This window comes from Streptococcus sp. 20925_1_77, from assembly GCF_041432125.1.
Lineage (GTDB): Bacteria > Bacillota > Bacilli > Lactobacillales > Streptococcaceae > Streptococcus.
The window spans coordinates 34,091-56,470 of sequence record NZ_JAPVZB010000011.1; the positions used below are offsets into that span (position 1 = coordinate 34,091).

General features: G+C 44.1%; 21 protein-coding genes. 7 read left to right on the forward strand and 14 right to left on the reverse strand.

The features are described 5' to 3' along the window. Positions 1–42: 42 nt before the first annotated feature. The 5 genes from O3626_RS06965 (at position 43) to O3626_RS06985 (ending at position 3,826) form a co-directional block, all read left to right on the forward strand. Positions 43–486, forward strand: a complete 444-nt coding sequence (locus tag O3626_RS06965; RefSeq protein WP_155124138.1) for a hypothetical protein — start codon at positions 43–45, stop codon at positions 484–486. Between the two features lie 278 nt (positions 487–764). Next, on the forward strand, positions 765–1,187 hold the full coding sequence (locus tag O3626_RS06970; protein WP_371496054.1) for a hypothetical protein: 423 nt from the start codon (positions 765–767) through the stop codon (positions 1,185–1,187). 2 nt (positions 1,188–1,189) lie between these two features. Next, a complete protein-coding gene (locus O3626_RS06975) occupies positions 1,190–2,218 on the forward strand; it encodes a replication initiation factor domain-containing protein (protein ID WP_201061652.1) in 1,029 nt (342 codons plus the stop codon). A 59-nt stretch (positions 2,219–2,277) separates the two neighbouring features. Continuing rightward, positions 2,278–2,538: a helix-turn-helix domain-containing protein gene (locus O3626_RS06980; protein WP_045768737.1), complete on the forward strand. Its 261-nt coding sequence runs from the start codon at positions 2,278–2,280 to the stop codon at positions 2,536–2,538. Between the two features lie 70 nt (positions 2,539–2,608). Next, a complete protein-coding gene (locus O3626_RS06985; protein ID WP_045768738.1) occupies positions 2,609–3,826 on the forward strand; it encodes a tyrosine-type recombinase/integrase in 1,218 nt (405 codons plus the stop codon). Between the two features lie 110 nt (positions 3,827–3,936). Here O3626_RS06985 and rpsI read toward each other — a convergent pair whose 3' ends face one another. From rpsI to rlmB, 5 genes are all read right to left on the reverse strand, one after another. Beyond that, on the reverse strand, positions 3,937–4,329 hold the full coding sequence (rpsI, locus tag O3626_RS06990) for a 30S ribosomal protein S9 (protein ID WP_000075969.1): 393 nt from the start codon (positions 4,327–4,329) through the stop codon (positions 3,937–3,939). 18 nt (positions 4,330–4,347) lie between these two features. Beyond that, positions 4,348–4,794, reverse strand: coding sequence for a 50S ribosomal protein L13 (rplM, locus tag O3626_RS06995; protein ID WP_371496056.1), 447 nt, complete (start codon positions 4,792–4,794; stop codon positions 4,348–4,350). 152 nt (positions 4,795–4,946) lie between these two features. Beyond that, positions 4,947–5,810: a DegV family protein gene (locus O3626_RS07000; RefSeq protein WP_223325178.1), complete on the reverse strand. Its 864-nt coding sequence runs from the start codon at positions 5,808–5,810 to the stop codon at positions 4,947–4,949. Next, the gene (locus tag O3626_RS07005; protein ID WP_049506652.1) at positions 5,807–6,322 is read right to left on the reverse strand and encodes an NYN domain-containing protein; all 516 of its coding nucleotides are present in this window, start codon (positions 6,320–6,322) and stop codon (positions 5,807–5,809) included. The genes O3626_RS07000 and O3626_RS07005 overlap by 4 nt, the downstream gene beginning before the upstream one ends. A gap of 19 nt (positions 6,323–6,341) precedes the next feature. Next, positions 6,342–7,070, reverse strand: coding sequence for a 23S rRNA (guanosine(2251)-2'-O)-methyltransferase RlmB (rlmB, locus tag O3626_RS07010; RefSeq protein ID WP_371496058.1), 729 nt, complete (start codon positions 7,068–7,070; stop codon positions 6,342–6,344). Between the two features lie 96 nt (positions 7,071–7,166). On the opposite strand from rlmB, the gene O3626_RS07015 reads away from it, so the two are divergent. Together O3626_RS07015 and O3626_RS07020 are read left to right on the forward strand one after the other, a co-directional pair. After that, positions 7,167–8,129 carry an aromatic acid exporter family protein gene (locus O3626_RS07015; protein ID WP_371496061.1) on the forward strand — a complete coding sequence of 321 codons (963 nt, stop codon included), beginning with the start codon at positions 7,167–7,169 and terminating at the stop codon, positions 8,127–8,129. A gap of 114 nt (positions 8,130–8,243) precedes the next feature. Continuing rightward, positions 8,244–11,465 carry an LPXTG-anchored zinc carboxypeptidase gene (locus tag O3626_RS07020; protein WP_371496064.1) on the forward strand — a complete coding sequence of 1,074 codons (3,222 nt, stop codon included), beginning with the start codon at positions 8,244–8,246 and terminating at the stop codon, positions 11,463–11,465. Positions 11,466–11,792: 327 nt separating this feature from the next. Here O3626_RS07020 and O3626_RS07025 read toward each other — a convergent pair whose 3' ends face one another. The 9 genes from O3626_RS07025 to O3626_RS07065 form a co-directional block, all read right to left on the reverse strand. After that, positions 11,793–13,460 (reverse strand): alpha-glucosidase, encoded by a 1,668-nt coding sequence (locus O3626_RS07025; RefSeq protein WP_371496066.1) that lies wholly within the window; start codon positions 13,458–13,460, stop codon positions 11,793–11,795. A 66-nt stretch (positions 13,461–13,526) separates the two neighbouring features. Further along, positions 13,527–14,657, reverse strand: coding sequence for an ABC transporter ATP-binding protein (locus tag O3626_RS07030; protein ID WP_021154414.1), 1,131 nt, complete (start codon positions 14,655–14,657; stop codon positions 13,527–13,529). Between the two features lie 124 nt (positions 14,658–14,781). Next, positions 14,782–15,642 (reverse strand): helix-turn-helix domain-containing protein, encoded by an 861-nt coding sequence (locus O3626_RS07035; protein WP_371496068.1) that lies wholly within the window; start codon positions 15,640–15,642, stop codon positions 14,782–14,784. Continuing rightward, the gene (locus O3626_RS07040) at positions 15,639–16,037 is read right to left on the reverse strand and encodes a Mini-ribonuclease 3 (RefSeq protein WP_371496070.1); all 399 of its coding nucleotides are present in this window, start codon (positions 16,035–16,037) and stop codon (positions 15,639–15,641) included. The genes O3626_RS07035 and O3626_RS07040 overlap by 4 nt, the downstream gene beginning before the upstream one ends. Beyond that, on the reverse strand, positions 16,030–17,373 hold the full coding sequence (cysS, locus tag O3626_RS07045; protein WP_371496072.1) for a cysteine--tRNA ligase: 1,344 nt from the start codon (positions 17,371–17,373) through the stop codon (positions 16,030–16,032). Before cysS ends, O3626_RS07040 begins: the two co-directional genes overlap by 8 nt. Before the next feature lie 20 nt (positions 17,374–17,393). Next, positions 17,394–18,260 carry a GNAT family N-acetyltransferase gene (locus tag O3626_RS07050; protein WP_371496074.1) on the reverse strand — a complete coding sequence of 289 codons (867 nt, stop codon included), beginning with the start codon at positions 18,258–18,260 and terminating at the stop codon, positions 17,394–17,396. A 12-nt stretch (positions 18,261–18,272) separates the two neighbouring features. Continuing rightward, on the reverse strand, positions 18,273–18,890 hold the full coding sequence (gene cysE / locus O3626_RS07055; RefSeq protein ID WP_031576159.1) for a serine O-acetyltransferase: 618 nt from the start codon (positions 18,888–18,890) through the stop codon (positions 18,273–18,275). 24 nt (positions 18,891–18,914) lie between these two features. Beyond that, entirely contained in the window at positions 18,915–21,137 is a 2,223-nt protein-coding gene (gene pnp / locus O3626_RS07060) for a polyribonucleotide nucleotidyltransferase (RefSeq protein ID WP_371496077.1), read from the reverse strand. Positions 21,138–21,635: 498 nt separating this feature from the next. Next, complete coding sequence (locus O3626_RS07065) at positions 21,636–22,373, reverse strand: hypothetical protein (RefSeq protein WP_272145019.1); 738 nt, start codon at positions 22,371–22,373, stop codon at positions 21,636–21,638. Between the last annotated feature and the right edge of the window lie 7 nt (positions 22,374–22,380).

Consider the following 22,380-nt stretch of genomic DNA (forward strand, 5'->3'; position numbering starts at 1 on the left):
AGTTTTAAATATATAAAATAAATTTAAGTTAAAGGAGAATACATGACTAATTATTTTGACTATCATCAAACAATAAAACAAGTTTCAGGTTTAAATTCAGTCTCTACGCTAAAAAAGTGGCGTTTAAAGATTGAACACTTAACAGGACATACCTTTCAAGAAGATAGGATACAAACAGGGAAACGTTCTTATAGCAAAGTCTTCCTCTTTACCACTGATGATATTGAAAAGCTCCAACAAATTGCAGATACTAAAGGAAGTCTTGGACTTGATAGGGCAATCCTAAAAGCTTATGTCCCCAGTAGAGCTTCCCCTTTATCCATTAACCAAAAAATTAATCGCTTAACCTTTCAACTAAAGAAATTAAGTCAAAGAGTAACCAACTTAACACAACAGGAACAAGCATTAGCTATTCGTATGGAACAGTTAAGTGAACAGATTGAAAATTTGGAGAAATCAAGGAAGAAAAAGTTGTTTGGGAAGTGAGCACGGTACAGCACCAACGCTGTGGGCGAGTGGTCAACACGGTAGCCCACAAGGCGGTAGGGGCTCGAAACGGGCGAGACTTGCCATTAAAATAAGTGCCCCACTACTAATAGGGGGTACGAACGTACACGAAAGTAGGGCTAACCCCTTGATACGTCTGGGGTTAAAGCCAATCAGTTGAAGTTTTCGCTGAAATCCCTTGGGAGAGTAAGGTTCAAAACTAATTCTGCGTACGTTTAGAAAAGATAACTACTTTAAAAAACACAAAGGAGAATATGATGACAAACTTAACACTAACTGACACAACACTTAAACTTGGCGAATTGAACCTTGATAAAAGTCAATTCATGCTTCCTAAAAAAGTAGTGGTACTTTCTGCTCGTATGAGTTATAAGTATCAAGAGGTAAACGGCGAACAAGTCCGAACAGACGAACCATACAAACTAGTTTGTAGCGTTCAAGATGCGGATAAAATCAAAGTGTTAAAAGAAATGAACATTGCCATTGAAGAACTCAAAGCGATTACGCTTGAAATTCATGACAACCTCGACAAAATCACGAAACTGGCAGAAAACGACGGTTTACTTGATAAGACCGTTGAACTCGTCAATCCTCAAGTCCGTCTCATGTGGAACATGACTCGTAGCAACTGGTCTGGTGTAAAACTAGTGGCAAATGACCTTAAAATGACTGGTGACTAAGCATGGACAACAGCGTAAGGATTGACTACTTCGCTGTAACCGTTAAAGATGTTTCACCAGAGGAGGTGTTAGAAGAGATACTCCTTATTCCCCAAGATCAGTTTGCACTGAATGCTTGGGGAATAAATAAGTATCAACGCCACTATGCCTGTTCAGACATCAAAGTTTACTTTAACCAAGCCTTAGATAATATGGGGGTCTATCTGGAACTAAAAGGACAAGGCTGTCGCCAATATGAGGAATTTATGGCGGGTAACGCTAACAACTGGGTAGCTCTAGTCACACGCCTTTACCGCTATCAGGTTAACTTTACCCGAATTGATATTGCTAATGACATCTACGATAATGCCTTATCGGTTCAAACTCTCTATGCTTACTGTAAACGGGGATTGTGTATCACCAGAGCCCAACACATGGACTATCACGAGCGGTCAGTCCTTGAAACAGGGGAACGGATTGGCGAGACCGTCACCATAGGCGCACGAGGAAGCCAACAATGGTGTGTTTATAACAAACTCATGGAACAAAAAGGAAAAGGTAAAGTCATTGATGGGACCCATTCTTGGGTCAGGGCGGAGCTCCGTTGTTGGCAAGGCAAAGCCAATATTATCGCCCAGCAAATGGTTCTTAAAAGACCTCTGACAGCCATTTACTTTGAGGCAATCAACGGACACTACCGCTTTGTCAGACCTAATGACAGGGATACCAACAAACGCAGACGTCAACCTGTTAAATGGTGGCTGGACTACCTCCAGACGGAAACTAAAACACGATTGAGTATTGAACGCACCAAGCCAACACTTAGACAATCGGAACAATGGACGGAAAAACAAGTCTCAAAGACCTTAGCCAAGCTCTATGTGGCTAAGTACGAGGCAACCACACTTGAAGAAGCTAACCAATTTCTCCAAGACCTCTTAAAATTGGGACTATCGAAATTTACTAACAGCGATGAAAAGGAGATTGACCAATATGTCCGTGAACACCAGAGTTCCGGGACTTGGGGCATACAAAAAGACGACTTGCCGTAAACAAATCGCCTTAGAAATAATAACTACTAACATTATATCATGAAAGGACAAAAGAGGCTATGCAAGTGATTTTACCAGACGAACAAATTCATCAGCTACAACTGTTAATTAGCCGACTTATAGAAAATGAAATAAAAAATAAATTGGATAGTAACAACATTGAAAGTCCATTCTTGAACAAGCAACAAGCTTGTAAGTATCTAGGAATTGCCAATAATACGCTTGATTCTTGGATAAAAAAGGGATTACCAGTTATTCGAGTTGGAAAAACTGTCCGCTTTGATAAAACCGAACTTAATTACTGGTTACAAAATCAGTAGCATTCTAACCGTGGTCTGATATAATGAAGCCACGGTATTTTTCTAGCTCAATTCAAAAAAGGAGAATACTATGTCAATTACAAAAACTAAAAACGGAACTTATCGCTTACGTATCTATGTCCCAGAAGAAGTCAAATCCTCATTGGGAATTAATAAAAAAGTGATTGAAAAACGTTTCAAACTAAGGAGTGAGGCTAAAAAATACGAACTTGAATTACAAAACAAGATTGATAAAATTTTAAGCGGAGAATCAACCTCATTGGAAACAAATGGCTCAATCCTCTTTTCCGATTTTTATCACAATGTTTGGTGGGAATCCTATAAAGCAGGTCAAACAACATCTACCACAAAACCACCTTCACAAGCTACTATTGACGGTACCGAAATTGTCTTTAGAAAACATATCCTACCCTTGCTTGGTAATTATTCCATTGATTTTCTCAATCAAAATAAACAGGTTATCTTGAATCTTTTAACACAAAAGGCAGAAGAATATGCAAACTTTAAAGTCATTAGAAGTTACGTTAATTCTATTTTTGATTGGGCTGAGGAATTGGAATATATCGAAACTAATCGTCTCTCTAAAACAATTAGCCGTATTAAGGCAACTAAAAAAATAAAACTACAAGAGAGTAAAAATGATGAAGATTTATATCTGTCACAATCAGAACTTCAAGCATGGTTCACCGCTTTTGAAGAAGATTTAGAAAACGACAAGCTACTATTCAAAGATTATGTGTTATTCTATACAACTTTTTTCTTAGGAGATAGGAAATCCGAAAGTTACGCTTTGCAATGGAAACACATTAACCTAAAGAAACAAGAAATTCAGTTAGTGAAAGCCTTGGACAAGTATAAAAATCCAAAATCAACTAAGGGAAATAAAAGGACAACTTTCCATATTCCTATTGAACTAACTGATTTACTCTGTGCTTGGAAAAAACAACAAAAATTGGAATTGGCAAAATTCAATATTATCCAATCTGATGAACAGTATGTTTTTACTTATATTGATACAAAAGGGAATGTTAATAGTCCCTTACACGCTGATTATCTTAATAATAAGATGAAGTCAGTCGAACGCCGTCATAAGGAACTAACACACGCCACACCTCATAAATTACGTCATACGGGTGCAACTCTTGCCAAACAATTTGGCACATCACTAGAGGACATTTCAGAAGCTCTAACGCATAGCGATACTCTCACAACTAAGACCTATGTCAACACTTCAAATGTCATACCAATGGCTGTTGGTGAAATTGCCTACCGTAACCTTAAAAAGTAATGGTGTGAATTTGGTGTGAAAAGTGGTGTGAATTTTGCCAAAAAAACATCAAAAAACACCCCATGGTGTGAACCATGAAGTGTTGATAAATGCTGTATTGTAGCCGTTTCTTAACGTTTTGAGAACTGGCTAGCTTTACGAGCTTTCTTAAGACCTGGTTTCTTACGCTCAACTTTACGTGAGTCACGTGTAAGAAGTCCTGCGCGTTTCAATGAATCGCGGAAGTCTGGGTCTACTTGAAGAAGGGCACGAGCGATACCGTGACGGATAGCTCCTGCTTGACCAGCGTATCCACCACCTACAACGTTAACGAAAACGTCGTATGAACCTACAGTTGAAGTAACTGCGAATGGTTGGTTGATTACAAGACGAAGGTCAGCGTGTGGGATGTACTCTTCAACATCTTTTTTGTTAACAGTGATTTTACCAGTTCCTGGAACAAGGCGAACGCGTGCAACAGCGTTTTTACGACGTCCAGTACCTGCATATTGTGCTTGTGACATACTTTATTGTTCCTTTCCTTAGATAAGTTCTGAAATATCAAGAACTTCTGGTTGTTGTGCAGCGTGAGTGTGCTCAGCTCCAACGAATACTTTCAATTTCATACCTTGAGCGCGGCCAAGAGTATTGTGTGGAAGCATACCTTTAACTGATTTCTCAATCAAACGAACTGCATTTTTAGAACGAAGTTCACCAGCAGAGATTGATTTCAATCCACCTGGGTGGTTTGAGTGAGTGTAGTAGATCTTATCAGTTGCTTTTTTACCAGTCAATTTAACTTTTTCAGCATTGATAACGATTACGAAGTCACCTGTATCAGTGTGAGGTGTGAAGGTTGGTTTGTTTTTTCCGCGAAGCACGCTAGCAACAACTGCTGAAAGGCGTCCAAGAGGTACATCAGTTGCGTCAACAACGTACCATTTGCGTTCTACTTGGCCTGGTTTAGCCATGAATGTAGTTTTGTTCATGATTTCTCCTATATGAATGTCGTTTTTGTTTACAGGGCGGATGTTCCGGTCCGCGAGTTATTTGAAAGGTTCCGGGGCCTTACAAATGGGGTAAACAATACCGCCTACTATTGTATCAAAATTCTAAGATAAAAGTCAACCGATTTGGAAAATTATTTGCGATTTTCTTTTCCTATGACAAATCCGATCAAGGCATTCGGACCGACGTGGGCGGAGATGACTGGTCCAAGAGGCATCACAAGAACTTCGTCGATGCCATCAAGTACAAGCATTTCTGCCTTCAACGCTTCGGCTCCTTCTAGATCGTTTGTATAAGAGACCAAGGCTGTGCTTTCACCGATATCGGTTTTGATCAACTCCAGTAATTCTCGGACGGCTTTTTTGCGTCCACGGACTTTCGTAATGGGCACTAATTTTCCTTCTGCATCAATCCAGAGAATAGGCTTGATGCTGGCTAGACTTCCCATGATCGCAGCACTCTTAGAAAGACGACCGCCACGCATGAGGTGGTAGAGATCATCGACGAGGAAATAGGTCCGCAGTTTTGGAGCTAGAGCCATGATCTCTTCTTTGGCTTCTGCTAATGAGTGACCCGCATCGCGCGCAGCTACTGCCCGCATGACCAGGTAGCCCTCTCCAATCCCAGCAGCCTTCGGATCGACAATCTCGATCACGGCTTCTGGGTAGTCTTCCAAGACTAAATCACGCGCCATAACTGCACTCTGATAGGTCCCAGATAAGACCGATGAAAAGGCGACATAAAGTACAGCTTTCCCTTCTTTTACAAAGTGCTTAAAGGTCTCCTGGAATTGGCCCACATTGACCTGACTGGTTGTCGGTTTTGCCCCATTTTTCATGGCTTCTAAAAGCTCAGGGCTGGTCAATTGACCTTCTCCTACTGTCTGGTATACTGTTCCATCTAACTCAATGGTCAACCCAAGAATAGTCACCTGGTGTTCCTTGGCCCAATTTTGGTCCAAATCTGCGGTCGAATCAGTCAAAATAGCAAATGTCATTTCTTGTCTCCCATCATTTCTTGTAATTGTCGCAATACTTGGTGATCGAGCGGTCGCATGGGTGGTTTTTGATCGTTAACCACTCGCTGCGCCTGATTGAGGTTTCCTTTGACGACTGCGACTCGTTTCTCTAACTCTCTCGCGGATACCCGAAGGGCCCCTTGAGCAAAGACAGTCCATTGTTCATGTAAGTCACTGGTTGCGACGGATACCTGGTGGAGGGGCGTATTGAGCTCTGCCGCTAAGCGCTCGATATAGTCATCTGCTGTCTCATCCTCACCGGTAAAGACCACCTGAACATTGAACTCATCGTAGGTCTGCCGCACTCCTGGCATATACTGGGCATCAAAGACACAGATGACTTCGATCCCTTCAAAGCTAGCATAATGGCTCAGTTTTTGCAGGAGGATGTTGCGCGCCGCATCGAGCTCACTTTTTTGAAAGAGCTGGCGGGTCTCCTGCCAGAAGGCAATCATATTGTAGCCGTCAACCAATAAGATTTTTCGTTTCATATCATTGCCTTTCTACTATTTATAGTCGGTTGCGAAAGACCTCATACATGAGGATGGCTGCTGCCACACTGGCATTGAGGCTTTGAACATGGCCATTCATAGGAATGGTGATCATCTCATCGACTTGCTTTTTGATATTGGTTGAGATCCCTTTTCCTTCATTACCAATGATCAAAGCCAACTTACCAGCCGTATTCCACTGATGAGATGGCGTGCCGTTCATGTCGGTTCCAAAGATCCAAAAGCCCTCTTCCTTTAACTTGTCTAGAGTTTGGCTGAGATTGGTCACACGGGCAATGGGAATGTGTTCCACTGCTCCAGTAGACGTTTTCGACACCACTGGGGTTACCCCGACTGCCCGGTGCTTAGGAATGATGACCCCTGAGACATTGGTCGCATCAGCTGTCCGCAAGATGGATCCAAGATTGTGCGGATCGGTCAAGCCATCGAGAATCAACAAAAGCGGGTTCTTCTCTTGGGCTGTCTGTTTCAGAATCGCTGTCAAGTCTGTGTAAGCAAAAGCTGCCACGCGAAGAACGAAGCCTTGGTGAACAGCTCCTTCTGTCATTTCCTGCAGGGTTTTCTTTGGCGTCCAAGAAATCGACACTTTTTTCTCAGTTGCTAAGGCCTTGATCTTGTCGACATTTTTTCCTCGGAGGTCTTCTTGAATATATAATTTATTGCCTGTATTGGTTTGTAAAGCCTCGGTGACTGCATGGACACCGTATACGATATCATTATTTTCCATAGAACTAGTATACCACAAGAAAGGAGGATGAGGCCAATTCATGATATAATGAAATGAAATCTATCTCAGCGAAACCAGCAAAATAGAAAGGAAGCCATGCCTCTTTTTCAACGAACCATCAAGCTCACCTTGGCCACCTGTCTAGCAGCTGCCCTTGCTTATGCTCTGGGCTTGACCTATGCCATCTCAGCTGGCGTCATTGCCATCTTGAGCATCTCTGATACGCGTCGCAGTACGATCAAGCAAGCCTACCAGCGCTTTATGTCGACCTTGCTGGCCCTTGTGATCGGAAGTATCGCTTTTTCCTTTTTTGGATTCAACCTTTGGGCACTGGGAGTCTTTATTGCTCTCTATGCTCCTTGTGCCTTTCTAATGGGCTGGCAGATCGGCATCACGCCTAGTACGGTCCTGGTCACCCATCTCTTGATTGAGCAGTCTACTTCCTGGGGGCTCTTGCTAAATGAACTTGCCCTCTTTTTAATCGGGACCAGCTTTGCCCTGCTGGCCAATCTCTATATGCCTTCTAATCAGGCTGCGATTGATCACTACCATGATGTTGTCGAAGACCAACTGAAAAAGATCCTTGGTCGTTTTGCGGAATTACTTGGTAAAGGGGATGGTCGCAACGATGCCCGCTTGATCAAGGAATTGGATGGTATCCTAAAGGACGCTTTAAATCTCGTCTATCTGGATCATTCCAACCACCTTTTTCATCAAACCAACTACCACATTCACTACTTCGAAATGCGCAAGCGTCAAAACGACATCCTGCGGGATATGGCAGAAAACGTCAACCGCTGTCAGTTAGCAGCGAGTGAAAGTATGATCCTGGCTCAACTTTTTAAGAAGACTGCGCAACAGTTAAGTCAGGAAAATCCTGCTCAGGACCTCCTCAACGATATCACTCAGTATTTGGCGATCTTCCGCGAACGGCCTCTTCCCAAGACCCGGGAAGAATTCGAAACACGCGCCACCTTGCTCCAATTGTTAAGAGATTTAGAAACCTTCATTCAGGTCAAGGTTGATTTTTACCAACAATTTCATCAGGAAACAGTATAGACAGAGAAGCCCTTGCCAAATGCAAAGGCTTCTTTATTGCGGGAACTGTTGAAAACGCTTTCCTAAAATGGTATACTAGAACTGGAAAATAACTATTTAAGGAGGGTCTTCTATATGAAGTCTTCATATAAGAAACATTTGTACACTACGACACTCAGTCTCTCAGCGGCTGTCTTGCTTTCCGTTATCGGTCATGGCCAAGCTTCAGCCGATAGCTTAGAAGCGCCTCAAACGGAACCAAGCACGGTCCTTGAAGCGACACCTGCTACTGAGCAAGCTGTGACAGCTGAGACTGCCAGTCCTGCTACAGCCACAGAAGTAACTCCTGCTAGTCCTGCAGAAACAGCAGCGACTTCTGATATGGCTTCTACTACAGAAGTTGCTCCAGCCACTAGTCCAAGCACTACCCGTGCTACAACGACTTCTGACCAAACGACTCGATTGGCGGATAGCACCATTTATCTCTCTGAAAAGAGTACGATTGATGACAAAGTCCAAGAAAAAGCTCAAGCTGCTGGCAAGATCAGCTGGACCTTAGACAATAAACCTCTCTCTGAGTGGAAAACCTGGGATATGGAGACAGGAACACTGAGCAAGGATCCATTCCTCACCATCACAGAGACTGCAAACGGAAATGATCTGGATCTCCACATCGACGTGCAGGATCTCTTTGGTGAAGATCTCAGTCTTCGTAGCCCAAATAATATTCGCCGGACTTACCGCAACTACATCGGCAATCATGAGCTGGTCGGAACCAATGCAGACTTAGGTGTGACCATCAATAAAACCCTCGTTTTTCGACCTTATCAGGACTACCATACACATGAAGAAATGCTAGCTGCTATCGAAAAATCCAAGGAAGAAGCGAAACCCGATCGTTTAGTGCAGCTGGAAACCCTTGGCAAGAGCGCCCAAGGCCGGGATATGAAGATGGGGATCGTGAGTAAGGACCAAGCCAGCATCGATCACTACCTGTCTAGTACCAACCCTACAGCTTTGACTAAGCCAAGCGAAATGCTGGCCGCACTAAAAGACAAGACCTTGGATTACAAATTACCTGTCTTAGTCCACAACACCCACGCGGATGAACAACCAGGCATTGATATCATCACAGGCCTCTTCAATACTTTTGCGACCAAGGAAAAGGTGACCTTTAACACCACCGATGAAGCTGGAAATGCTAAAACAATCACGCTAGATATTCCAACCTTGCTCAATAAATTCATCTTCTTATTTGACTTCACAGAAAACCCAGATGGGGATGCTCTCAACCTGCGGGCCCTAGCAAACGGGCTCGATCCAAACCGGGATGCCAGCTACCAAACTAACCCTGAAGTTCGCACGGTTATCCAAATAATCAACAAGTGGAATCCGATCGCTCTCTACGACTTACACGGTTTTATCAAAGAATTCTTGATCGAACCTGCAACGCCACCACATGATCCGAACTTCGAATACGATCTTCTGTCAGACCTGATGCTAGAAAATGCCCATCATATGGGACGGGCAGGAGTTGCCAATTCTAAATACAATAGTTACATCATTCCAAAACTGGATTGGGGCGATGGCTGGGATGACTCCTTCTCTGGCTATACAGGGGTTTATGCTGTCTACCATGGTATCTTAGGCCATACCATCGAAATTCCAGAAGGAAATGAAGAATCCTACAAAGCAGGTCGCAATGCTGTCCTAGGCGGAATTGACTTCCTCAACCAAGATCCAGACCGTCTCCTTGAGATGCGTCTCAACTTCTACCTGCGCGGTCTCAATAAAACCGAAGATCCAAAAGCCGAAAATGAACTGGTCGGTCCAAATGGGGAAATCGTTGGACGTGTGAAAAATGGTCGTCCGAAATTCTTCCCAGACTACTACGTCATCCCAATGAGCCTCGACAAGGACAATGATGCGCAAGAAGCCTTCAATATGATTGACTACTTCAAACGCAATGGTGTCCTCGTCAAGGAACTTAAAGAAGATACAGGTCCCTACAAAAAAGGGGACTTGGTCATTGACATGGCCCAAGCCAAACGTGGCTATGCCAACCATATTCTCTACAAGGGCTCCAACGAATCTGCCTGGGCTGCGATGTACGCAGAGTTACTGGTCAACTTCCCAGATATGAGAGGCTTCAAGTCCGAACCTATATTTGCGGATGGTCTTTTCAACGGAAAATTAGGAGAAGTCACCACCACCCGCGCCACTCGTACCTCTGAGATCGATCCAAAAGCTCCTTACTATGTGATCGCAAATACCTCAGCCAGTGCCGTTAAAGCTGTCAATCAGGCCATCGCGCAAGGAAAATCTGTCTACCTAACAGACGATGGCTACATCGTTGACCGCGATACCTTTGCTTCGCTCCTACCAAACTATGCCATCTATGGGGATGCCCTCTACAAGGTACCTAGCGGCCCAACCTTGAAACCGATGAAGATCTACTCTCCGAACTACCACTATAATTGGGCTGGAGTAGATGCGCCTGCTCATACTAGTCTGGTCCTTGAAAAATTAGGCTTCCAAATCGTCAATACACCAGAAGAAGCCGATGTTGTTATTTTGGAAAGCAACCGCTTTGACGCTTCCATTTTTGGCAAGAAACCAACCCTTGTCATTGGTGGGGAAGCCATGCAAAAACTGGAAAAATTGGGAGTTCTTACAGGATTTGACGCTGAAAAACTAAAAGGCGGTAGTGACTACGAAGGCTTGATGAAAGCGATCATTGATGATCAGGATCCATTGACCAGCGGATACAAGAAGAATACCCTCTTCTACTCCAACTCAGGAAACTGGATTGAAAAGGTTCCAGAGCATTTCAAGACCTTGATGAGCATCGCTCCAAGCGATTATTATATTGCAGGTTGGTGGCCACATAATGATGTTCTGGCTAACAAAGTCATGGCCATCTCTGGAGAACTGATGGGACAACCACTCTTTGTCTATGCAGGAAATCCAACCAACCGTCAACACCCTGTCCACTTCTTCCGCTGGGTAACCAATGCGATCTTTGGCAGCAAGTTGGCAAGCTTGATGGATTACGTTCCAGCTAAAGAACCAGATCAAGTGGTGGTTCCAATTCATAACCAAACAAGCAATCCACAGCCAATCTTAGCCAAGAAGGATACTCCTAAAGTGCTCCTTCCACAAAAAGAAATGACAACAAAAAATGAAGAAAGCGTGCAAGCCTTGACTTACCAAGTAGGACAAAGCTTCCAAGAAAGTCCAGCCAAGGCACAATTGCCACAAACTGGAGAAGACACAACCGCACACTTCATTCTTTCCGGCTTCTTGTTAGCAGTTAGCGGAGGCTTCCTCCTCTTGAAAAAGAAAGAAGTTGAGTAAGTTCCTGGCTTAGACTTGGATGACATGAAAAGAACCTTCGCAGACGCGAAGGTTCTTTTTGGAGATAAACTATCTTTCAAAACTTTCCTTAGGTGAGTACGGACGTCAGCGAACTTCTTCGAAGTTCCATGACTTAGTTTTGAGCCTAAGGTCTCAAAACTCCCGAGTGTTTGAAACAATAATGTTTCAAACACTTTTCTCACAGCGGAAAGTTTCAGTTTATACTTGACTGATTCTAAAGTATAGAAAACTTTTATAATGTTCTCCAGAATATTTAATGAACATACTATTCTACATTAAATCCTAACACTGATGCAAAGTTTCTCCTTATTCCACCAACTCCAACACAACCGTTTGGTAAGGGGCCAATTCGAGCACTTGGTCTCCTTCTTGGAATAATCCTGCTGTATTATTTAAAACGAGCGTTTTAATCGGAGCTGGCAACTCCAAAGTGGCCTGGCGATTTTGGAAATTGCTGATTACCAAGAGACGCTTGTCCCCACGGCGTTCGAAGGCGATGATATTCTCACGGTCCCGATAAGCTGGGATCATATCTCCAAACCGGATGGTATTCCCATAGAGGGGATGACGATATAAGGCCGTCAGCTGACGGTAATAATTCAAAATAGAATCTGGATCCTTTTCCTGGTCTTCCACATTAATGGAATAATCTGGTTTGGGACTGATCAGCCAGGCTGGTCCATCGCTAAAGCCCAGACCTGGCTCTCTTGTCCACTGCATCGGTGTCCGCGCATTGTCTCGGCTATAGTTGGCAATCACTGCTAAGGCTTCTTCCTCGCTCAAACCAGCTTCTTTCGCAACATGATAGCCATTGATGGTCGCGATATCATCAAAGTCCTCTATTGATTCAAAGACTTGGTTTTCCATTCCAATTTCTTGGCCTTGATAGATAAACGGAATTCCCTTGCGCAAAACCTGAATAGTTCCTAGGGCTTTTTTACTGGTGTCGTTTACTGGACCTTCAGCGATATAATGGGACACCCCACGAGGCTCATCGTGGTTTTCAATGATCGTCGAGAGAACTCCAATCCTATCTGCGCGCTCATGCGCTTGGAAAATACTTTCCTTGAGTTCATCTGCTGTTGGAAGACTATGGTCAAACCAGCCTTTCCCTTCCTGCCCTAAGCAGGTTTGCTTGAAGTCAAAGATAGAAGAAAAGACACCATCTTTTCCGATAAAGAAATGCAACTCTTCGTCGGTTTCATTGAATACTTCCCCTACTGTGAAGGCATTGTACTTGGCGAAGGTCCGTTCCTTTAACTCTTGCAAGAAAGGTTCAATCGGTTGGGCATTCACTAGAGACTCCGGTACTGGGACCAAGCCATTTTCGCGATCAGACGGAAGCGAACGCCATTCTAGATCTTTTTTGATATTGATAATAGCATCGATTCTAAAGCCCACAATTCCCTTGTCCAACCACCAGTTGATCATCTTGTAAATTTCTTCGCGCAAGACAGGATTTTGCCAATTGAGGTCTGGCTGGTCCTTATGGAAAGAATGGAGATAGTACTTATTGGTGCCAGGAACCGGCTCCCAAACACTGCCCCCAAAGTAACTTTCCCAGTTGTTGGGTTCTTTGTCACTTTCGATGAAGTAAAAGTAGTCCGCATAAGGACCATCTGGATCTGCTAAAGCCTTTTGGAACCACTCGTGATGACTGGAGCAATGGTTAACCACCAAGTCCATGATGATAGAAATGCCCCGCTTCTTACCTTCCGCAATCAACTCTTCCATATCTTCCATAGTCCCAAAGAGGGGATCAATGGCATAATAATCGGAAATATCATATCCCTGATCAATAAAAGGGCTCTTGTAAACAGGAGATAGCCAGAGAATATCAATCCCTAAGTCTTGAAGGTAATCGAGTTTCTCCGTGATGCCTTTCAAATCCCCAACACCATCGCCATTGCTGTCCTTAAAGCTTTTTGGGTAAATCTGGTAAGCGACCTTCCCCTTCCACCAGTCTTTTTCCATGTCTTGTCTCCTTAAAATGAAAGAGACCGAGACAAATCGTCTCAGTCTCTATCGTGTCAGTAGGTATTAGTATACTGTTTTTTCAGTTTCTTTATCGAAGAAGTGAGCTTTGTTCAAGTCAAATCCAAGTTCGATGGTTTCACCAGTTCCAAGGTAGTCACGCGCATCCACTTTAGCGATGAATTCGTTGTCACCAACTTGGCAGTACAAGTGAGATTCAGAACCGAGTAACTCAGACACAGAGATAGTTGCTTTTACGACTGATTCTGGGAAAGTTTCAAGGAAAGCAGCTTCTGTATTCACGTCTTCTGGACGGATACCAAAGATCAATTCTTTACCATCATAGCCTTTTTCTTTCAAGACTTTCAAAGCACCTTCTGGAACTTTCAAATTCAATCCATTAGCAACGATGTGTCCACCTTCCAATTTCACGTTAATGAAGTTCATCGCAGGGCTTCCGATGAATCCAGCTACGAATTTGTTCACTGGGTTTTTGTATACTTCTTGAGGAGTTCCGATTTGTTCTACACGTCCGATTGTACCAGTACCTGCAGGGTTTTTAGTAGCAGACATGATAACGATACGGTCAGCAAGTGTCATCGCTTCTGTTTGGTCGTGGGTTACATAGATCGTTGTAGCTCCGATACGACGGTGGATTTTAGCGATTTCAGCACGCATGGATACACGCAATTTTGCATCCAAGTTTGACAAAGGTTCGTCCATCAAGAATACTTTTGCATCACGGACAATGGCACGTCCCATGGCAACACGTTGACGTTGACCACCAGAAAGGTCAGCAGGTTTACGATCCAAGAATTCTTTCAAGCCAAGGATTTCAGCTGCTTCTTGTACACGTTTGTCGATATCTTCCTTGCTGTATTTACGCAATTTCAAACCAAATGCCATGTTATCGTACACAGTCATGTGTGGGTAAAGAGCGTAGTTTTGGAATACCATGGCGATGTCACGGTCTTTAGGCGCTACGTTATTTACAACAGTACCATCGATGGAACATTCACCTTCTGTGATATCTTCAAGACCAGCGATCATACGAAGAGTTGTTGATTTACCACATCCTGAAGGACCTACGAAAACGATAAACTCTTTGTCTTTGATGTCCAAGTTGAAGTCTTCAACTGAGTAGTGTTCGCTGTTTGGATATTTTTTGTAAATATTTTTAAGATTTAATTCTACCATGATGGTACTCCTTTGATTTTTATAGTTCTATTGTAAATGAAAACGTTTTACAAATCTATGGCAAGTCTCACAAAAAAGAAAAAGAGTTTTGTGCAAGTTGCACAAAACTCTCGATTGATTCCGTTTAAATGACATCTTGCAAGACTAAATGGTAGCAAAGAGCCAGATCTGTCAGATTTTTCAACTGGAGACCCGTTAGCTCTTCCCACTTATCAATCTTGTATTGGAGCGAATTGCGATGGAGATAGAGTTGCTGGGCCGCCTTGGTCACGACTGCCCCATTTTCCCAAAGAGCGACAATGATGTCTTGCAATTGATCTTGACTTTCAATCAACTGATGCAAGCGTTCTTTGATCGGGGTAAGATCCAGACCTGCCTGCTCGACCCCCCACAGATAGAGTTGAGAAAAGCGATAGACGCCTTGATGCCCTTCTCGAATCCAAGCTCGAAAGACCGCCTGTTCTGCTCGGATAACCGGAGACACTTTTCCTTCTTTTGACTCGGTCCATACTTGCCCGACCAGGATAGATAAACGAATGTTAAAATCATACTCCATGGCAGAGACGGTATCTTTTAAGATAGCAGCTACAGGCAAAGACTGGTCTTGGTCCAGAATGAGCACATAATCTTGTCCACTCAGTTGCAAGGTTGCTCGGAAGTTGGGCAAGAGTGTCTGCATCATCTCTAACCAAGAAGCCATCCCTTCCGCTGTTGAGTGCGAAATGTGGCAATAGACGAGCTGCATTTTTTTGATGACCTGAGGGACTTCTCCCTTTCCATCGATCAGGTATTGGTACCAAGGATTGGGGGCAACCTCTTCTTCACCGCCCAACCAGGAAATCAATTGTTTTTCTCGCTCGGTTAACTCTTCTTCCTTCAGTAGCAGCCATTGATGAGCCTGAAGGGGTATCGCTACATAACCAGCTGGTGGATGGGCTTGATCCGTCACCTCTGCATGAGGAAACCACTCTCTGATATTTTTCACTGCTTTCTTCCTTCTTCTACTTGCTGGATGCACCAGTTGATCAATTCTTCTAAACGAGCAAACTCACCCGTCATATGAAGATAGCCCATAACGGCTTCAAAGCCTGTCGACATACGATAAGTCACGACATCCGCATTTTTGGCCTTGGTATGGCTATTGGTATTGCGGCCGCGCTTGTAGATCTCCAACTCTTTTTCTGTCAGAATATCTTGCTCCAGCATGCTTTCAATCAAGCTAGCCTGAGCTCTAGCAGAGACGTAGCGGGTTGCAGTCTGGTGAAGCTTATTGGGCTTGGTCATCCCTTGAAAAATTAGGTGCCTGCGAATATACATGGAATAGACCGCATCCCCTTCAAAGGCAAGGGCGATCCCATTGATTAGATTGACATCAATCACGTGTCCACCTTACACCTTCTTTTGTATCCAAGAGCTTGATTCCTTGCGCAGCCAATTCATCGCGAATGGCATCTGCTCGCGCAAAATCTTTCTTAGCCCGCGCTTCCTGACGTTCAGCGATCAAGGCTTCAATATCCGCATCCAAAACTTCTTCAACAAAGACCACTCCAAAGACTTCTAGCATCTTTGCCAAGGCATCCTTGACGTCTTGGTTGTAATGACCTGAATTGATCCATTTGGCCAATTCAAAGACGACAGTGATTCCGTTTGCGGCATTGATATCCTCATCCATGGCCGCAATAAACTTGTCCACAAAGTTTTGTAAGTCTGCTGGATCCACTTCTCCGGCGAAAGGTTGCTCATAAGTATTTTTCAAATACTTAAGGTTGGTCTCCGCATCGCGGACAGCTTTTTCTGTGAAGTTAATCGGCTTGCGGTAGTGTTGGGTCGCAAAGAAGAAACGAAGCACTTGGCCATCGATGGTCTTCAAGGCATCATGCACAGTAATAAAGTTGCCCAAGGACTTGGACATCTTGACATTGTCAATATTGACAAAGCCATTGTGCATCCAGTAGTTGGCAAAGGTTTGACCAGTTTTAGCCTCTGACTGGGCAATTTCATTGGTATGGTGCGGAAACTCAAGGTCAGCTCCACCACCGTGAATATCAATGGTATCGCCTAAAATCCCCGTTGACATGACCGAACACTCAATGTGCCAGCCAGGACGACCAGGTCCCCAAGGGCTTTCCCAAGAAACTTCACCTGGTTTGGCAGCTTTCCAGAGGGCAAAATCCACTGGATTTTCCTTGCGGGCCGTTTCTTCATCTGTCCGACCAGAAGCACCTAGCTCTAGGTCTTCCAAAGTTTTATTGGCTAACTTAGCATAGTTGTGAGATTTTTCCACACGGAAATAGACATCGCCTTGGCTCTCGTAGGCATAGCCTTTTTCGATCAAGTCGGTAACAAAGCGAATGATGTCATCCATAAACTCAACCACACGAGGGTGGCGGGTTGCAGGCTTGACCCCAAGAGCCGTCACATCTTCACGAAAGGCTGCGATATACTTATCCGCCACTTCCTGAGGAGTAATGCCTTCTTCCTTGGCACGGTTGATGATCTTATCATCCACATCGGTAAAATTGGAAATATAGGCAACTTGGTAGCCACGATACTCAAAGTAGCGACGAATCGTGTCAAAGGCTACCGTTGAACGGGCATTCCCAACGTGGATATAGTTGTAAACTGTTGGCCCACAAACATACATGCGGACCTTCCCTTCCTCGATGGGGACAAATTCTCGCAAATCACGAGACATGGTATCATAAATTTTTAACACGCTTCATTTCCTTTCTGTTTCTACTCTTTTGGCTTCAAATAAACCACCTGAGTCTGTTTGACAAAGCCAATCTTTTCATACAAACGTTTGGCACCTACATTGCTGTCTTCCACGGCAATCTGAAACTCCTTGTCATTTTGTTCAATGAGTTGGTTGACGAGGGATTTTGCCAGGTAGCTCCCATAGCCTTTTCCACGTTCAAGTTCGGCTATTGCTAAACCATAGAGGTAATTCGTATTACTCGATAAATCAACTGTACAAGTTCCAATAACCTGACCGTTTTTTAATAAAATATATAGGCGACTTTCTGGATCCTTCAGAGCTTTAGCGACATATCTATCCACAACTTCTCTAGATTCATGTTCCTCTGAAAATGCCTGAAACTTCAACTGACTAATTTGATCCTGATAGGAACGATCTGCTAACAAAACGTCCAGATTGGAAACAGTTGCTAACGGATAAGGTCTTCTATCCTTACCTAACCAGGTTTCTGTCTCTTCATCCTCGACCAGTCCCCAGTTGTTGACAAACTCAGGATGGCGCTCTAGAAAAACACGCTCTGTCTGAAAAGTTACAGACTCAATGGGATAAGATGTCGTTTCTGTCTCAAAACTTCTATATAAAGCTCGCGCAATGCCTTGACGACGATGATTGGGGTGGACCAGGATCGCTACTTCCACATCTGGGTCATCTGCATAAACCGTTAATAGGCCAACAAGTTCACCTTTTTCATAATAAAGGAAAAAGGCGGGCATATCGGGATCAAAATTGAGCATATTGGAGAGATAAAGATCCCGAAAAGTTCCGTCATCGTTCTGACAGATGGCAATAAGGGCCTTTGCTTCCAGTAGTTGGTGGTCAGTCAATGTATTGGTTGCTTGAATCACGTAGCGATCTCCTTACAAACTAGAAGACCGATGACTGGCTTCCTTAGCATGCTCCATCTTATTCACATAGTATTCGCGTTTTTCTTCTTCTTGGTGAATGATTGGCTCATCCTTCTTACCGTGAACACGAACAATCTTAGCAGGGATTCCGACAACGGTCACATCACTCGGTACATCGGAGACCACGACCGCTCCCGCTCCTACTTTGGCCTTGGCCCCAATCTCAATCGGACCGATGACCTGGGCATGAGCGGAGACCAAGGCTCCTTCACGAACCGTTGGATGGCGTTTCCCGACATCCTTCCCTGTTCCCCCAAGGGTCACCCCGTGGTAGAGCATGACACCTTTTTCAACAATGGCCGTTTCCCCGATAACGAGGCCCGCTCCATGGTCGATAAAGACACCAGAAGCAATGGTCGCACCTGGATGAATTTCAATCTGGGTCCAAAAACGCCAGAACTGACTATGCATCCGCGCCAAGAGTTTAAAGCCATGGTTCCACAAAAAGTGGGAAACACGGTGAGCTGCCAGTGCTTTGACGCCTGGATAGGTCAAAAGGACCTCCAGCGAGGTACGCGCTGCTGGGTCATTTTCTTTTACAATATCGATGGTTTCACGCCACCATCCCATACCGTGCTCCTCCTTTTCTAATGATTATTCTGAATCTTTTTGTGTAATAGTAAAGTCTTTTTTAGGTTTGTGGTCTTTGTTGTGGTGACGAGGACGATCGCCATGGCGATGAGTTTTTTCACCTTTTTCCTCGCTGTTTTCTGCTTTTGGCGGACGAGGGAGAAGAACTTTCATTGAAGCATCGACACGACCTTTTTCGTCAATCTTGATAATCTTCACATCGACTTCATCACCGATGGCTACCAAGTCTTCGACACGGTTGGTGCGCGTCCAAGCCATTTCAGAGATATGAACGAGGGCATCCGTCTTGTCAAAGAGGTTGACAAAAGCACCAAATTTCTCGATCCGAACCACTTTGGCATGGTAGACTTCGTCCACTTTCGCTTCACGAACCAAACCAGCAATGATTTCCTTAGCACGGTTGATGGCATCTTGGTCGCTAGAGTAGATAGATACGTTACCTTCTTCGTCGATGTCAATCTTAACGCCTGTTTCAGCGATGATCTTGTCGATGGTTTCTCCACCCTTACCGATGACAATCTTGATCTTGTCCACATCAATCTTGATGGTATCAATTTTCGGAGCAGTTGGAGCCAATTCTGGGCGAACTTCTGGAATGGTTGCTTCGATCACATCAAGGATTTCAAAACGAGCTTTCTTGGCTTGGGCAAGAGCCTCCGTCAAGATTTCCGCAGTAATCCCTTGGATCTTGATATCCATTTGAAGGGCTGTAATCCCGTCACGAGTACCAGCAACCTTAAAGTCCATGTCTCCAAAGTGGTCTTCCAAACCTTGGATATCTGTCAATACGGTATAGTTATTTCCATCAGAAATGAGACCCATTGCAATACCAGCTACTGGTGCCTTGATTGGCACACCACCCGCCATAAGGGCAAGTGTTCCCGCACAGATAGAGGCTTGAGATGAAGAACCGTTTGATTCCAAAACTTCTGCTACCAAACGAATCGCGTATGGGAATTCTTCCAAACTTGGCAATACTTGAGCAAGGGCACGCTCCCCAAGAGCACCGTGACCAATTTCACGACGACCAGGTGCACCGTAACGTCCAGTTTCCCCTACAGAGTATTGCGGGAAGTTATAGTGGTGCATAAAGCGTTTCTTGTACTCTGGATCCAAACCATCGATGATTTGCGTTTCACCCATTGGCGCCAAAGTCAAGATAGAAAGAGCCTGCGTTTGTCCACGAGTAAAGAGACCTGAACCATGCACACGAGGAAGGAAGTCAACAACCGCATCCAAAGGACGGATTTCATCGACCTTACGACCGTCAGGACGTACTTTGTCTTCTGTGATCAAACGGCGCACTTCTGCGTGTTCCATTTGTTCCAAGATTTCAGCTACATCACGCATGATTCGGTCAAATTCTTCGTGGTCTGCATATTTTTCTTCGTAAACGGCTGTCACTTGGTCTTTCACTGCTTGAGTCGCAGCTTCACGAGCTAATTTTTCTTCTACTTGGACTGCTTTTTGGAGGTCACTGTTGTAGGCTGCGATGATTTCAGCCTGCAAGTCAGCATCTACATGAAGCAATTCTACTTCTGCTTTTTCTTTCCCAACTGCTGCTACGATTTCTTCTTGGAAGGCAATCAATTCTTTAACAGCTTCGTGCCCTTTCAGAAGAGCTTCCAACATGATTTCTTCTGACAATTCTTTAGCACCAGACTCTACCATGTTGATAGCGTGTTTGGTACCAGCTACTGTCAATTCAAGAAGCGAGCGCTCAGCTTGTTCTTGGGTTGGGTTGATGACGATCTCCCCATCCACATAACCTACTTGTACCCCAGCGATTGGTCCGTCAAATGGAATATCTGAGATAGAAAGTGCCAAGGATGAACCAAACATGGCTGCCATTGGTGCAGATGCATTTTCATCGTAAGAAAGCACTGTGTTGATGACTTGCACTTCGTTACGGAAACCTTCCGCAAACATTGGACGGATCGGACGGTCGATCAAACGCGCTGTCAAAGTCGCATCTGTTGAAGGACGTCCTTCACGTTTCATAAAGCCACCAGGAAATTTCCCAGCTGCATACATTTTTTCTTCGTAGTTGACTTGAAGTGGAAAGAAATCCCCAGTTGCCATCTTCTTAGACATGACAGCTGCCGTCAAGACAGTTGACTCACCATAACGTACGACAACAGCGCCATTTGCTTGTTTGGCAACCTGACCAGTCTCTACGGTTAACTCACGACCCGCAAAAGTCGTTTGAAACACTTGTTTTGTCATTGTAATCCCCTTTGGATTGATAAAATTATACGACTTGCCTACAAAGATCAAGATATTTTGGACGGTTCGGCTTGCCGAACATTTCTGTAGAAAAATAGGAAGGTGACGCCGCACTCGATGAGTGCTAGGAAGCTTATCTTTTTTCCTAAGAAATGAGGCCAAAATTCAGTTCATCAGGATACAAAGGGCGTGAAGAATCCCGTATGAAAATAGGAGATTGACGCAGTGTGCCACGCACACTAGGAAATCTATCTTTTTCACTAGGGATTTAGCCCGTGTTCAATTACTCAAGATACTAAGGCCGTCAAGCAACTCAACGAGATAGGAATTTCAACAGCCTATCTGTATGTTATATCCTCATCTTTGTATCCAAGCACGTATACCTTTTATTTTAACATATTCAAGCCCAAAAGAAAAAGGCTTTGAGGACCTTTTTCTTTGATTCTTCAGCAAGTTCTATATAAAAATTTTAGAGCTAGATATAGCTTCTGATTATTTTTACGATTTCACGAATTCTGTACTATCCACATAAAAGCGTGTTTTATGTGTTCCACCCTTGTAGTTCTTGTTGTTGCGTTTCAAGACAAAACGTCTGTATGGTTCAGAAGTTCCTTGGATAGTCGTTGTCACTTCAACTGAATCTTCATTGATCACCCATTCATCCGGTGAAGGGATTTCCATCGGTGGCATCGCTCCCCCACGACCGCCAGGAACAACTTCATAGAAGGCCTTGTCTTTTGTCGAATAGATCCAGCCGTCTTTCTTTTCATTTGTAAGCTGGATCAGCTTGTCTTGTGAAAGACTGCGGATTGAGTCCGATGTTTCTTTTGCGTTCAATTTATCAATGATAGCTTGCAGATTATAGGTTCCCGGCGTGTAGGTATTGTAATAATCAATGAACATGTCTTGTGGGTAACCATCAACCGCGCCGTGGTCATTATTCAACTCTAGCAAGCGAGTCGGTTGCACCTGAAGTGAATAGGTCAAAGACGCACTGTTTTCAATAATCGAATAGATATCCGCTTGGTCCGCTTTTGACAAGGTCCCAATGGCTTCTTTGTCCTTTTCATCTGACTGCTTTTCTTCCCTCTTCTCTTTTTCTTGGGGCTCACCAGAGGACTTCTTGACGGATGAAGATCCTACTGGAGCATGCTTACGCTCATAGCGTTTCGGAGCGCAGGCTGCTAGGGAAAGCAAGAGGGCTGCAGCTAGTAAATAGGTTCCAATTTTTTTCATGTTTGTC

Bases quoted from the DNA above. Each gene is read 5' to 3' on its own strand.
- O3626_RS06980 (WP_045768737.1), top strand. From the start codon at position 2,278: ATGCAAGTGATTTTACCAGACGAACAAATTCATCAGCTACAACTGTTA.
- O3626_RS07000 (WP_223325178.1), bottom strand. From the start codon at position 5,810: ATGACATTTGCTATTTTGACTGATTCGACCGCAGATTTGGACCAAAAT.
- O3626_RS07015 (WP_371496061.1), top strand. From the start codon at position 7,167: ATGCCTCTTTTTCAACGAACCATCAAGCTCACCTTGGCCACCTGTCTA.
- O3626_RS06985 (WP_045768738.1), top strand. From the start codon at position 2,609: ATGTCAATTACAAAAACTAAAAACGGAACTTATCGCTTACGTATCTAT.
- O3626_RS07030 (WP_021154414.1), bottom strand. From the start codon at position 14,657: ATGGTAGAATTAAATCTTAAAAATATTTACAAAAAATATCCAAACAGC.
- O3626_RS06970 (WP_371496054.1), top strand. From the start codon at position 765: ATGACAAACTTAACACTAACTGACACAACACTTAAACTTGGCGAATTG.
- O3626_RS06975 (WP_201061652.1), top strand. From the start codon at position 1,190: ATGGACAACAGCGTAAGGATTGACTACTTCGCTGTAACCGTTAAAGAT.
- O3626_RS07025 (WP_371496066.1), bottom strand. From the start codon at position 13,460: ATGGAAAAAGACTGGTGGAAGGGGAAGGTCGCTTACCAGATTTACCCA.
- rpsI (WP_000075969.1), bottom strand. From the start codon at position 4,329: ATGTCACAAGCACAATATGCAGGTACTGGACGTCGTAAAAACGCTGTT.
- O3626_RS07020 (WP_371496064.1), top strand. From the start codon at position 8,244: ATGAAGTCTTCATATAAGAAACATTTGTACACTACGACACTCAGTCTC.
- O3626_RS06965 (WP_155124138.1), top strand. From the start codon at position 43: ATGACTAATTATTTTGACTATCATCAAACAATAAAACAAGTTTCAGGT.
- rlmB (WP_371496058.1), bottom strand. From the start codon at position 7,070: ATGGAAAATAATGATATCGTATACGGTGTCCATGCAGTCACCGAGGCT.
- pnp (WP_371496077.1), bottom strand. From the start codon at position 21,137: ATGACAAAACAAGTGTTTCAAACGACTTTTGCGGGTCGTGAGTTAACC.
- cysE (WP_031576159.1), bottom strand. From the start codon at position 18,890: ATGGGATGGTGGCGTGAAACCATCGATATTGTAAAAGAAAATGACCCA.
- rplM (WP_371496056.1), bottom strand. From the start codon at position 4,794: ATGAACAAAACTACATTCATGGCTAAACCAGGCCAAGTAGAACGCAAA.
- O3626_RS07005 (WP_049506652.1), bottom strand. From the start codon at position 6,322: ATGAAACGAAAAATCTTATTGGTTGACGGCTACAATATGATTGCCTTC.
- O3626_RS07065 (WP_272145019.1), bottom strand. From the start codon at position 22,373: ATGAAAAAAATTGGAACCTATTTACTAGCTGCAGCCCTCTTGCTTTCC.